6 protein-coding genes and 1 pseudogene are annotated in these 12,810 nt (G+C 70.9%); 4 read left to right on the forward strand and 3 right to left on the reverse strand.

The genetic code is table 11. The features are described 5' to 3' along the window. Nucleotides 1-3 precede the first annotated feature (3 nt). From REH65_RS08475 to REH65_RS08490, 4 genes are all read left to right on the forward strand, one after another. Nucleotides 4-960 carry a class I SAM-dependent methyltransferase gene (locus REH65_RS08475; RefSeq protein WP_406692008.1) on the forward strand — a complete coding sequence of 319 codons (957 nt, stop codon included), beginning with the start codon at nucleotides 4-6 and terminating at the stop codon, nucleotides 958-960. Nucleotides 961-1,053: 93 nt separating this feature from the next. Then, nucleotides 1,054-2,091 (forward strand): methyltransferase, encoded by a 1,038-nt coding sequence (locus tag REH65_RS08480; protein WP_406692009.1) that lies wholly within the window; start codon nucleotides 1,054-1,056, stop codon nucleotides 2,089-2,091. Between the two features lie 105 nt (nucleotides 2,092-2,196). Then, on the forward strand, nucleotides 2,197-3,996 hold the full coding sequence (locus tag REH65_RS08485; protein ID WP_406692010.1) for an FAD-dependent monooxygenase: 1,800 nt from the start codon (nucleotides 2,197-2,199) through the stop codon (nucleotides 3,994-3,996). Continuing rightward, on the forward strand, nucleotides 3,996-4,850 hold the full coding sequence (locus REH65_RS08490; RefSeq protein ID WP_406692011.1) for a methyltransferase domain-containing protein: 855 nt from the start codon (nucleotides 3,996-3,998) through the stop codon (nucleotides 4,848-4,850). Before REH65_RS08485 ends, REH65_RS08490 begins: the two co-directional genes overlap by 1 nt. A 284-nt stretch (nucleotides 4,851-5,134) precedes the next feature. On the opposite strand, the gene REH65_RS08495 is transcribed toward REH65_RS08490, so the two are convergent. The 3 genes and pseudogenes from REH65_RS08495 to REH65_RS08505 form a co-directional block, all read right to left on the reverse strand. Then, a complete protein-coding gene (locus REH65_RS08495) occupies nucleotides 5,135-6,337 on the reverse strand; it encodes a cytochrome P450 (RefSeq protein WP_281457640.1) in 1,203 nt (400 codons plus the stop codon). Nucleotides 6,338-6,350: 13 nt separating this feature from the next. Further along, nucleotides 6,351-7,538, reverse strand: coding sequence for a cytochrome P450 (locus tag REH65_RS08500; protein ID WP_406692012.1), 1,188 nt, complete (start codon nucleotides 7,536-7,538; stop codon nucleotides 6,351-6,353). After that, a pseudogene (locus REH65_RS08505) lies at nucleotides 7,535-12,784 on the reverse strand (SDR family NAD(P)-dependent oxidoreductase); the annotation flags it as partial. The pseudogene REH65_RS08505 and the gene REH65_RS08500, both read right to left, overlap by 4 nt. Nucleotides 12,785-12,810: the final 26 nt, after the last annotated feature.

A 12,810-nucleotide genomic window follows, 5' to 3' on the forward strand; every position in this document is an offset into this window, starting at 1 on the left:
ACCATGTCGACGAGCGCGCAGGACTCCGCGACCGCGGACGACTTCAGCTCGGGCTTCCGCAAGCTCAACACCAAGCACTCCTCCGGTCCGCCGCCCGAGCGGGTCAAGGGCGCGGTGTCGGAGATCTACAACGGGGTCGCCTCGTGGTCGACCCAGGGCGACTTCTGGAACTGGGGCCTGCACGACGAGGACGTGCTGCGCGAGATCCGTTCTCTGATACCGGGTTTCGACGAGCACGGCACCGACGGGTTCTCCGAGCAGCTGTACTTCCAGGCGCTGCGCCAGGTTCCGGTCCCGCTGGCCGACTACGCGGGCAAGAAGGTCCTCGAAGTCGGCTGCGGTCTCGGCGAGGGGCTGAACTTCGTGTCGCGGATCATCGACGCCTCGGAGGTCGTCGGGCTCGACCTGTCGCAGGCCGCCACCGACCGCGCCAACGCGCGGCTGTCCCGGGGCGAGCGGCTGCGCTTCGTGCAGGGCGACGCGGAGGACCTGCCCTTCGCCGACGGCGAGTTCGACGTGGTGCTCAACGTCGAGAGCTCCCACAACTACCCCGATCTCGGCGGATTCCTGAACGAGGCCGCCCGCGTGCTCAAGCCCGGCGGGTACCTCTCGCACATCGACCTGTTCATCGACCAGTCCCACGAGCTGCTCGGCCGGATCAAGCAGCAGGACGGGCCGCTGGAGTGGATCGAGGACGTCGACGTGACCGAGCGGGTGCGCTCGGCGATCCGCAAGCGCCTGGAACCGGGAAGCTTCTACCGCCGGAACTTCTCGGCGAAGAAGCTGTCGGTCAAGACCCGGATCATGATGGGGCGCGGCGGTTCTCACCTCGCCGGAGCCGATTTCGTCGGACACCGCGACGTGGTCGACCAGGTGCTGGAGGCGACCCGCATCCGGCCCAGGCGCGCCCAGCAGTCCTACCACAGCTACCGGCACCACATCGCCCGCAAGAAGCCGTGATCCCGACGCGATCTTGGTGAAGCAGTGGGCGTTTCACTAACGCCCGCCCGCCTATCGTGTCATCGTCCGGCCCTTCCACGCCCAGGAGAAGCCTTGACGGACAACGCGAACGAGGTCAGCCAGCAGCCGCTGCTCGATCTGACCACCGGATTCATGCGCTTCAAGACCTTCGCGGCCGCGGTGGAGCTGGACGTGTTCACCCGGCTCTCCGGAGGACGCGAGGTCACCGCCGAGGAGTTCGCCGCGGAGATCGGGCTGCAGCAGCGCCCGGCGGACATCCTGCTGCCGGCGCTGGTGGCGCTCGACCTGCTCGACAAGCGCGACGGCCGCTACCGGAACTCGGCGATGGCCGAGGAGTTCCTGGTCAAGGGAAAGCCCTACTTCTTCGGCGGTTTCGTGCAGTTCTACGACCGCGGCCTCTACCCCGGCTGGGAGCAGCTGGTGAACTCGCTGCGCACGAACCGGTCGATGTTCGTCGACCCCGAGCAGCAGCAGGACACGGTCTTCGCCCCCAACGACTTCATGATGAACTTCTTCTGGGAGGCGATGCACGCGCTGGCCGGCTACACCGGCAAGGAGCTCGGCGCGGCCTACGACTTCAGCCGCCACCAGCGGCTCCTCGACGTCGGCGGCGGTTCCGGCGGCATCCCGATCGAGCTGTGCAGCCGGGTTCCGGGGCTGAGCGCGGGCGTCTACGAACTGCCGCACGTGTGCACCGTCGTCGAGCGCAAGATCGCCGAGGCCGGGCTCGACGACGTCATCGACGCCGTGCCCGGTGACTTCACCACCGACGAGACGCTTCCCGGCGGCTACGACGTCATGCTGCTCAGCCAGGTCATGCACTGCGGCGACGAGAAGACCAACCGGGAACTGCTGGACAAGTGCTTCGCCGCGCTCGAACCCGGAGGCTCCGTGCTCATCTGCGAGCTGCTGCTCGACCCCGACCGCACCGGACCCGCCAACGCCGCGGTGATGGGGCTGAACATGCTGGTCAGCCACGCGGGCGGGCAGAACTACTCGGAGGCCGAGTACCAGGACTGGCTCGCCGACGCGGGATTCGTCGACCTGGAGGTGATACGCATCAACGCTGCGGGCGCCGACGGCGCCGTCATCGGCCGCAAACCCGAGTGACCTGATTTCAATGGAAACCGGGTCCCGGATTTCCATTGAAATCGGGTTCCCGACTTCCGTTGAAATCCGGTTCCGCACCGCCGCGGCGCCGGGCAGGAGGAGAACATGAGCGAGCCGGGCCCCTGCGATGTGCCGGTGCTCATCGTCGGAGGTGGTGGCGCGGGGTTGACCGCGTCGATCCTGCTGTCCTCGCTGGGAGTGGAATCGCTGCTGGTCAGCGCGGCGCCGACGACCTCGACGCTGCCCAAGGCGCACATCCTGCACCAGCGGACGATGGAGATCCTGCGCGACGCGGGCGTCGCCGACGCCGTCTACGAGCGCGGCACGCCGCCGCAGAACATGACCCACGCCGGCTGGTACATCGAGGGCACCGACGATCCCGAGAGGGGTCGTTGCCTGGGCAAGGTCGAGCTGTGGGGTGCGGGCGGCGCCAACCCGGCGTGGGCGGCCGCGAGCCACTGCCGTCCGGCGAACCTGCCGCAGCGCCACCTCGAACCGCTGCTCAAGCAGCGCGCCGACGAGCTCGGCCCGGGCCGCGTCCGGTTCGGCCACGAGCTGACCGACTTCCAGCAGGACGGCACCGGCGTGACCGCGACGGTGCGCGACGGCGCGACCGGTGAGACCTACCGGGTGCGCGGCGACTACCTGCTGGCCTGCGACGGCGGCCGGATGATCGGTCCCGCGCTGGGCATCGGTTTCGAGGGCATGGACGACATCGCGCGCATGGTGTCAGTGCACCTGACCGCCGACCTGTCGACGCGCGTGTCGGATCCCGAGGTCCTGCTGCGCTGGTTCTGGCTGCCGGAAACCGGTGTCGGCGCGACCTTGCTGCCCGCGGGCCCCACCCGCTGGGGCCCGGACTCCGAGGAGTGGGTCGTGCACACCAGCCCGGTCACCGGTGGTGCCGACGCACCCGGCGACGAGTCGGTGCTGGCCGAGGTCCGCACCATCCTCGGGCTCGCCGAGTCCGAGATGCAGGTGCACGCCGTGTCGCGCTGGACGATGGGCGGCTCGGTCGCGGAGCGGTTCCGCGACGGCCGGATCTTCCTGCTCGGCGACGCCGCGCACCGCTTCCCGCCCACCGGCGGGTACGGGCTGAACTCGGCGGTGCAGGACGCGCACAACCTCGCCTGGAAGCTCGCGGCGGTGCTCCACGGCGACGCCGGGGAGGCGCTGCTGGACAGCTACGAGGTCGAGCGCCGCAAGGTCACCGGGCGCACCGTCGGGCAGGCGGTGAACAACATCGTCAACCACCTCTCGGCGATCGAGGTCGTCGGCATGGGCCCGGACAGCGTCCCGTCGGAGAACTGGACTGCGCTGCGCAGGCTGTGGAGCGGGTTGCCGGAGGACGCGGAGTTCCGCGCCTCGGTGCACCGGGCCATCGCCGGCCAGTCGATGGAGTTCAACGCCCTCAACCTGGAGACCGGCTACACCTACGAGTCCGGCGCGGTGCTGCCCGACGGCACGCCGGAACCCGCCAATCCCGACCCGATCCGGCACTACCAGCCCGGCACGCGTCCCGGCCGGCCGCTGCCGCACGCGCTGCTGGAGGACCGGGACGGCCACCGCTACCCGATCATGGACCTGGTCCGGCCGGGTCGGTTCCTGCTGATCGCGGGCGAGGACGACCGGTGGACCGAGGCCGCGGTCGAGCTCGTCAAGCGCTCCGAGCTGCCGCTGGACGCGGTGAGCATCGGGCACCTCGACGGCGACCACCTGGACCCGCGCTCGGCGTGGGTCGGGCACCGCGGCGTCACCGAGCGCGGCGCGGTGCTGATCCGCCCGGACCGGTTCGTCGCCTGGCGCAGCGCGGACGCCGCCGCGGACCCGGTCGCGGAGTTGACCGAGGTGTTCACCCGACTCCTCGGCGGCACCGACCACGACGAAAACCCTAGGAGCCGTTGATGTCCGAGACGAGCACCTCGAACGCCGAGGCCGTCGGCAAGCTCTACGACCGGTTCGCCGCCGAGTCCCGCGAACTGTGGCCCGAGGAGGCGGAGGTGCCGAACTTCGGCTTCGGCGAGCACCTGCACTTCGGCTACTGGGAGTCCGAGGACGACGACGCGCCCCTGGGGGTCGCGGCGCTGCGGCTCACCGACATGGTGATCGACCGGCTGCGCGTCGACGACACCCACCACGTGCTCGACGTCGGGTGCGGCATCGGCGGGCCCGCGCTGCGGACGGCTCGCCGCACGGGCGCGCAGGTCACCGGCATCACGGTCAGCGAGGCGCAGATCGAGCAGGCGAAAGCCGTTGCGCGGTCGGAAGATCTGCGGCTGGACTTCCAGCTGGCGGACGCGTTGCGGCTGCCGTTCCCGGACGCCTCGTTCGACGCGGTGTTCGCGCTGGAGTCGATGATGCACATGCCGGACCGCAGGCAGGTGCTCGGCGAGATCGCCCGCGTGCTGCGCCCTGGTGGCCGCCTGGTCCTCACGGACTTCTTCGAGCGCGCCCCGATCCCCGAGGTCCACCGCCCGTTCGTGGACCTGCTGCTGGAGAGCTCCCTGATCACCACGGTCCCGGTCGAGGACTACCCGCAAATGCTGCGCGACGCCGGGATGCTGTTCGACGAGATCCGCGACATCAGCGACCACACGACCCGCAAGACCTTCATCGCGATGTCCAAGCCCTGGACGGACTGGGCGGCCGACCACCCCGAAGCCACCCTCGACCAGGCCCTGGCCGCGGGCATCCCCGCCCCCGGCCTCATCGACGTCAAGGAGCTCGGCTACCTCCTGCTCGCGGCCCAGCGACCCTGAGCTGCCCACACCGCGTGGCCCACACCCGGGCCACGCGGTCACAGACTCGCCGCAGCGCCTCGGTCCCGTTCGGCTCGAACGTCACCCGGGGGACGGTTCTAGCCAGAATCGCCCGGGATCTCACCCCCGAAATCCCGGGCGATTCTGGCTAAAACCGTCCCCTCCGCACGATGTCGCTGCCCGAACCCGCCTCCCCGACGGGGTCGGCCCAGCGCTGCGCCGCCCCGGGGGTGTCGCGGAATGCGGCCGCGATCAGGTCCCCGATCGCGGCCGCATTCCGCGTGTCACCAGGTGACGGGGAGTTCTCGGACGCTGTAGGTGATCGCTGCGTCCCGGTAGTGGAGGTCCTCCAGCGGGGTGGCGAGGGCGAGGGTGGGGATGCGGCGGACGAGAGTGCCGATCGCCACCTGCATCTCGACCCGGGTCAGGAACTTGCCGACGCAGCTGTGGAGGCCGTGTCCGAAGGACAGGGAGATTCCCGTCTCCCGGGTGATGTCCAGGCGATCCGCGTCGGGGTGGGCCGCCTCGTCGCGGTCCGCCGACGGCAGCAGGAGGATCACGCCGTCGCCCGCCGGGATGGTGCGGCCCGCGATCTCCACGTCCTCCAGGGCGACCCGGCCCATGCCCCACTGCATGATGTTCTGGTGCCGCAGCAGCTCCTCCACGGCACTGTTGATCAAGCTCGGGTCGTCGCGGAGCTTGGCCAGCTGGTCCGGGTTCTCCAGCAGCGTCATGACGCTCAGCGAGATGGCGCTGGCCGAGGTGTCGTAGCCGGCCGAGAGCAGCATCATCGCCATCGCGGTGATCTCCTCCCGGGTGATCTCGCCGTTGGCGAGGTGGTTGCCGGCGAGCCAGCCCAGCAGGTCGTCGGTGGGCTTCTTCGCCTTGGCCGTGACGAGCCTGCGCAGGTACTGGAACAGCGAGCTCGCCGCGCCCTTGTTCACCGACGGGTTCGCGGTCGGCTCGTTGAGCTTCTGCACCCACCGGCCGAACGCCACCCGGTCCCGGTAGGGCACGCCGAGCAGCTTGCAGATCACCGACAGCGGGACCTCCTTGGCGTACTCGGCCACGAGGTCCACCGGCGGTCCCGCCGCGAGCATCGCGTCGATCCGGGCGTCCACCAGTTCCTGCAGGTAGGGCCGCATCGCCTCGGCCCGCTTGCGGGTGAACTGGCCGACCACCATCCGCCGGTAGCGGGTGTGGTCCGGCGGGTCGGACTGGACGAACGCCCCGGGCGGTGCCGGTTCCGGGAAGAACAACCGCGGATATCCCGGGTGCGCCACCTGGGAGCTCAGCCGCGGATCGCTGAGCGCGGCCCGCACGTCGTCGTAGCGGCTGATCACCCACGCGTCGTCGCCCGCCGACGTCCGCACCCGGCACACCGGCTCCTCCTCGCGGAGCCGCCGGTACTCGGGAGGCGGGTCCAGCCGGTGCGCGTCGTCGCGCGGCATCGGGAACGGGCACGCGCGGAGCTCTTCGCCCATCATCTCCGGACCTCCCTCACCAGCGGATCGGGAATCGTTCGAGGCCGCCGGCGAGCTTGCCGCCCGCGCGCGATTCCAGCTCCGACTGCGGCACCGCGAGGCTCAGCTCCGGCAGCCGCGAGAACAGGGCCGTGAACCCGACCGCCATGATGATCCGCACCAGCGGCGCCCCGGTGCAGTGGCGCATGCCGTGGCCGAAGGTGAAGTGCGGGTTGGGCGTGCGGGTGACGTCGAACCGCTCGGGGCTCTCGTAGACGCGGTCGTCGAAGTTCGCCAGCGAGAAGTCCAGCATCACCAGGTCACCGGAGGGGATCGTCACTCCCCCGACCTCCATGTCCTCGCTGGTGTAGCGCGGCAGGACGGGGCTGCCGATGGTCGCCCGCATCACCTCGTCGACGGCGCGCGCCATGATCTCCGGGTCGTCGAGCGCCAGCTCGCGCTGCTCCGGGTTGAGCAGGAACAGCAGCACCCCGAAGTCGAGGTGGCTGACCAGCCCGGCCAGGCCGGTGAACAGCAGGACCACGACGTGCATGCCGATCTCGTCGTCGGTCAGGCCGCTCTCGACGAACCGGGTGATCACGTCGTCGCCGGGGTCGTCCCGGCGACGCCTGCCGACCTCGGCGGCGAACGCGAACACCGACTCCATGCCGCCTTCGGCGTGCTCCCGGTCGACGGCGCCGACCCGGTCCATCTGGGTCAGCAGCTCCTCGCGGGCGTCCTCGGGGATGCCGATCATGTCGCACAGCGCGTTCTGCGAGTACACCGTGGAGAACATCTCGTGCAGGTCGGCGGGCTGACCGGCGGCGATGATCTCGTCGATCTTGGCGTGCGCGATGACCTCCACCCGCGACTTGCGGTCGAGGACGCGGCGGGCCGCGAAGCTCTTGGTGTAGAGGGCGCGCTTCTCCTCGTGGACCTTGCGCTCGGTCTCCACGTCGGTGTTGGTGACGAGCATGTCCAGCATCGGGTTGCGCAGGAACCGCGGCGCGTTGGCCGGGTCCGGGTGGTACCGGGCGAGCCGGTTGTCCTGCAGCAGCTCCTTGACCTCGGCGTGCCGGGTCACCAGCCACGCCTCGTCACCGGCGGGCGTGCGGATGCGGCACACCGGCGCCTTCTTCTGCAGGTCGAGGCGGACCTGGCTGAAGCTGAGGATGGACGGGCGTTCGACTCCCACCAGGGGGAGCTCTTCGTCTGTTGCGGTCATGACACCTCTCCAGGTGCGGTCGGGGTTCGGGTGCCGAGCCAGTCCTCGATCACCTGCGCGGTCAGGTCGGAGTCCTCCTTCACCATCGACATGTGGTCGGTCTGGACCAGCCGGAGGTCGTCGTGCGGAACGGCGACGTCCTTGCCGGTGATCTCCAGGTCGGTGCCGTCGACCTCCTTGGCGCAGCGGATCATCAGCTTCGGCGCCGAGGTCTCCAGTCCGATGTCGACGATGCGGACGAACCAGTGCGCCATCGCCGACAACCGGGCGCTGTTGAGGCTCACCGCGGGGGATTCCATGGTGTTGAAGTAGTTTGTGGTGACCGCGTCGAAGTCCATGCCCTCGTGGCTGTCGTAGCGGAGGCTGAGCGTGTCGAGCATGATCACCGCCTCGGGCGTGATGCCCCAGGTCTCCTCCAGCACGGCGGCCGCGAAGTAGGCGAGGGTGCCGCCGGAGGAGTGGCCGACGAGCGCGAACGGTTCGCCGTCGCTGGCGTGCAGCACGGCCTCGGCGACCCAGCGGGCGGCGGCTTCGCCGGTCGCGGGCAGCGGTTCGCCGGGTTCGAAGCCGACCAGCGGCAGCGCGGCGACCTCGCGCTTGCCGCGCAGCTGCGCCGCCAGCCGCGCGTACATGTGGATGCCCGCGGTGGCGCCCGGGGCGCTGATGCAGATCAGCTTCGGCTGCTTCGGGCCGTCGGCCAGCGGGACCGGGGTGGGCAGTTCCTCCAGCTCGGCGGGGTTCTCGAACTGCGGTCGCAGCAGGGCGACGTGCTTGAGGACCTGGAGTCCCTGCAGCGTCTGGCCGGAGCTGACCGACTGCATGAACAGCCCGTGCAGCGTGTCGCCCGGGTCCACGGCCCGGCCCAGGCCCGGGGTGGGCGCGGCGCTGGGCCCGTCGAGGGAGCCGAGTTCGCCGAGCAGGGTCTTGGCGAGCTGGGCGGGGGTCTTACTGTCGAAGACGATCGAGCTGGAGGGCCGCACGCCGAGCTGCTCGGAGAGCTGGTTGCGCAGCTCCACGGCGATGAGCGAGTCGAAACCCAGCTCCAGGAAGTCGCGTTCGGGATCGACGGCGCTGGGATCGGGGTGGCCAAGCAGCGCGGCCGACGTGTCGACGATGAGGACCCGCAGCATGGGTTCCCGCGCCTCCGGGTCCGCTTCGCGCAGCCGGTCCCGGAAGGTGACCGCGGCCGTGCCGGAGGGCCGGTCGGCGGGTTCGTCGGGGTGCAGGCCCCGCAGCAGCGGGGCGACGTGGCCGCGCGAGCCGGTCTCGACGTGGGCCGCGATCAGCAGGGCGTCGTCGCCGGTGAGGGCGGCGTCGAACAGGGCGTGTCCCCGCTCGGGCGCCAGCGGGGGTATGCCGGAGCGGGTGATGCGGTCCAGCGCGGCGTCGCTGAGCTCGCCGGTCATGCCGCCCGTCTGCATCCACGGGCCCCACGCCAGCGACACGCCCGGGAGTCCGGCGGCCCTGCGGTGGGCGGCGAGGGCGTCGAGGTAGGCGTTGGCGGCGCCGTAGTTGCCCTGCCCGGCGCCGCCGAGGACGTTGGCCAGCGACGAGTACAGGACGAACGCCGACAGGTCGAGATCGCGCGTGGCCTCGTGCAGGTTCCACGCGCCGTCGACCTTGGGGCGCATCACGTCGGCGAGCCGCTGCGGGGTGAGCGCGTCGACCAGCCCGTCGTCGAGGACGCCGGCGGTGTGCACGACCGCGCCCAGCGGGTGCTCGGCCGGGATCGACTTGAGCAGGGTCGTCACGGCGTCGGGGTCGGCGACGTCGACCGCCGCGGCGGTCGCGGCGGCGCCGTGCTCGGCGAGTTCGGCCTGCAGCTCGGCGGTTCCCGGCGCGTCGGCGCCGCGGCGGCTGACCAGCAGCAGGTGCCGGACGCCGCGCCGGGTGACCAGGTGGCGCGCGAGTTCGGCGCCGAGGCCGCCGGTTCCGCCGGTGATGAGCACCGTGCGCTCGGGATCCCAGTCGGCGTGCGGGGTTTCGGTGCGCGGGAGTTCGACGAGACGGGCGACGTGGGTTCTTCCGCCCCGCACCAGCACCTGCGGTTCGTCGGTGGAGACCAGCTCGGGCAGCGTCGCGGCCGAGAGCGGTTCGCCGTCCGAGTCGACGAGCAGGAACCGTCCCGGGTTCTCCGACTGGGCCGAGCGCACGAGGCCCCAGGCCGCGGCGGAGGCGAGGTCTTCGCCGGTGGTGGCGCCGTGGCTGACGAACACGACGCGCGCGCGGTCGTAGCGCGGGTCGGCGAGGCATTCCTGCACCAGCCCCAGCACCCGCTCGGCGAGGGCGTGCGCGTCGGCGGCGTCCCGGCCGCTGGAGAGGGTCACCAGGAAGACGTCGGGGGCGATGCCGCTGTCACCGGCGGCGTCGGCGAGGGTTTCGCCGTAGCCGGTGACGGTCTGGCCCGCGCTGTAGAGCAGGTGGGCGAGGTCGAGCTCGTCGCTGCCGATGATCGCCCAGCGGGCACCGGAGGACGCGGTGCCGACGTCGGTGCTCACCCAGTCGACGCGGTGCAGCGCACCCCGCGGCTCGTCGAGCTTGCCGAACGCGGTGCGCGGGTCGATCACGGACTCGGGCCAGTACCGCTCGCGGTCGAACGGGTAGGTCGGCAGCTCCACCTTCCGCGCCCCGCTCCCGGCGAACAGCGGTGTCCAGTCGACCCCGGGCCCGCTGACGTGCAACCGGGCCAGCGCGGTCAGGAACGCGACGTCCTCACCCCGGTCCTTCCGCAGCGCCGGGACACATCCGTCGACCATCGCCGACAGCGCCCCGTCCGGACCCACCTCCAGGAACCGCGTGACCCCTTCCTCCCGCAACGACGTCACGGAGTCGTGGAACCGCACGGCCTCCCGAACGTGCTCCACCCAGTACTCAGCGGACGTCACGTCCCCGGGAGCAGCGATCGGAACCCGAGGCTCCAGGAACGACAACCCCTGAACAACCTCCCGGAACTCCCCCAACATCGGCTCCATCAAAGCCGAGTGAAAAGCATGAGAAACCCTCAGCCGCCTGAACTCCCACTTCCCGGCAACCTCAAGAACAGCGCCCTCGTCCCCGGCCAGAACCACGGACTCGGGCCCGTTCACCGCCGCGAGAGACACCACCCCCGGCCGAGAACCACCACTGTCACCCGATCGAAAACCGCTGTTTTCATCGCGACGAAAACCGCTGTTTTCGACACCCTGAATATGGGAGTTCTCGACACCAGCAGAACCACCCGACAGAAACGGAAGCACCTCGGACTCGCTCGCGCGCACCGCCACCATCACCCCGCCCGCAGGCAAGGCCTGCATCAACGAAGCTCTGGCCGTGATCAGGGTGCAGGCGTCATGCAGGGACAACACGCCCGCCACGTGGGCCGCGGCCACCTCACCGATCGAGTGGCCGACGAGTTTTGCCGAGGTGATGCCGAAGGACTCGATCAGGCGATACAGAGCCACCTCGATCGCGAACAGGGCCGGTTGGGCGTTGCCCGTCTGGCTCAGGGCTTCCTCGTCCTCGCCCCACATGACCTCTCGGACCGAGGGTTCGAGGTGGGACAAGACCTCATCCAAGGCCTCCGCGAACACAGGGAAACGCGTGTAGAGCTCCCGGCCCATGCCGAGACGTTGGGAGCCTTGGCCTGCGAAGAGGAGTGCCAACTCGCCGGACCTCGCCTCGCCTCGGGCGGCTTCGACGGGGCCGTCTTCGCCGGTGATGAGGACTGCTCGGTGGTCGAAGGTCGGGCGGGTGGCGAGCAGCGAGTGGCCGATGTCCAGGGGGTGGGCGTCGAGCCGGGTGATGCGCTCGATCTGGTTTTCCAGGGCGGTGGCGGACTTCGCCGAGACGACCAGCGGGGCCGGGCCGGTGGCCGCGGGCTCCGGTTCCTCGGCCGGTTCGGGCGCTTCGCGGAGGATGACGTGGGCGTTGGTGCCGCTGACGCCGAACGAGGACACCCCGGCGCGGCGCGGCTTCTCGCCGCGCGGCCACGCCTCCGGCTCGGTGAGCAGGCGTGCGCTGCCCGCCGACCAGTCGACGTGCGCCGACGGCTCGCTGACGTGGAGGGTCTGGGGCAGCAGCTCGTGCTGCAGCGCCAGCACCATCTTGATGACCCCGGCGGCACCGGCCGCCGCCTGGGTGTGGCCGATGTTGGACTTGATCGCGCCGAGCCGCAGCGGCTGCTCCCGCTCCTGCCCGTAGGTCGCCAGCAGCGCCTGCGCCTCGATCGGGTCGCCCAGGGTCGTTCCGGTGCCGTGCGCCTCCACGGCGTCCACATCGGACGGTCCGAGTCCGGCGGAGGCCAGGGCCGCGCGGATCACCTCGCGCTGCGCGGGACCGTTGGGCGCGGTCAGCCCGTTGGAGGCGCCGTCCTGGTTGACCGCGCTGCCCTCAAGCACCGCCAGCACCGGGTGCCCGTGGCGCTCGGCGTCGGAGAGCTTCTCCACCAGCAGCACGCCGATGCCCTCCGACCAGCCGGTTCCGTCGGCGTCGTCGGAGAACGCCTTGCACCGCCCGTCCGGGGCGAGCCCGCCCTGCCGGGTGAACCCGGCGAAGTTCGACGAGGTGGCCATGACGGTGACCCCACCCGCCACCGCCAGCGAGCACTCGCCGCCGCGCAGCGCCTGCGCCGCCTGGTGAAGCGACACCAGCGCCGAGGAGCACGCGGTGTCCACCGTCACCGCCGGCCCCTCGAAGCCGAAGCTGTAGGCGACGCGGCCGGAGAGCACGCTGGCCGCGGTGCCCATCCCGGCGTGCCCGCCGACGTCCTCCTGCGAGCCGATGAGCACGTGCCCGTAGTCCTGACCGTTGGTGCCGACGAACACCCCGGTCCGGCTGCCGCGCAGCGACACCGGGTCGATGCCGGCGCGTTCGACGGCCTCCCAGGTGGTTTCGAGCAGGAGGCGCTGCTGCGGGTCCATCGCCAGCGCCTCGCGCGGCGAGATCCCGAAGAAGCCCGGGTCGAACTCGGCCGCGTCGTGGAGGAAGCCGCCCCGCAGGGTGGCGCTGCGACCGTCGTCGCCGCCCGCGAGGGTGCCCAGGTCCCAGCCGCGGTCGGTCGGGAAGCCCGAGATCGCGTCGCGGCCGGACTCCAGCACCTCCCACAGGTCCTCCGGCGTGCGCACCCCGCCGGGGAAGCGGCAGGCGAGACCGACGATCGCGACCGGTTCGTGCTTGCCGGCCTCGACCTCCTCCAGCCGTTGACGGGCCTTGTGCAGGTCGGCGGTGACCCACTTCAGGTACTCAACGAGCTTCTCTTCGTCGGGCATGGCCGGTGTGCCTTCCTTCTCGAAAC

This window comes from Saccharopolyspora sp. ID03-671, from assembly GCF_045278815.1.
In the GTDB taxonomy this organism is placed as follows: Bacteria; Actinomycetota; Actinomycetes; order Mycobacteriales; family Pseudonocardiaceae; genus Saccharopolyspora; species Saccharopolyspora ipomoeae.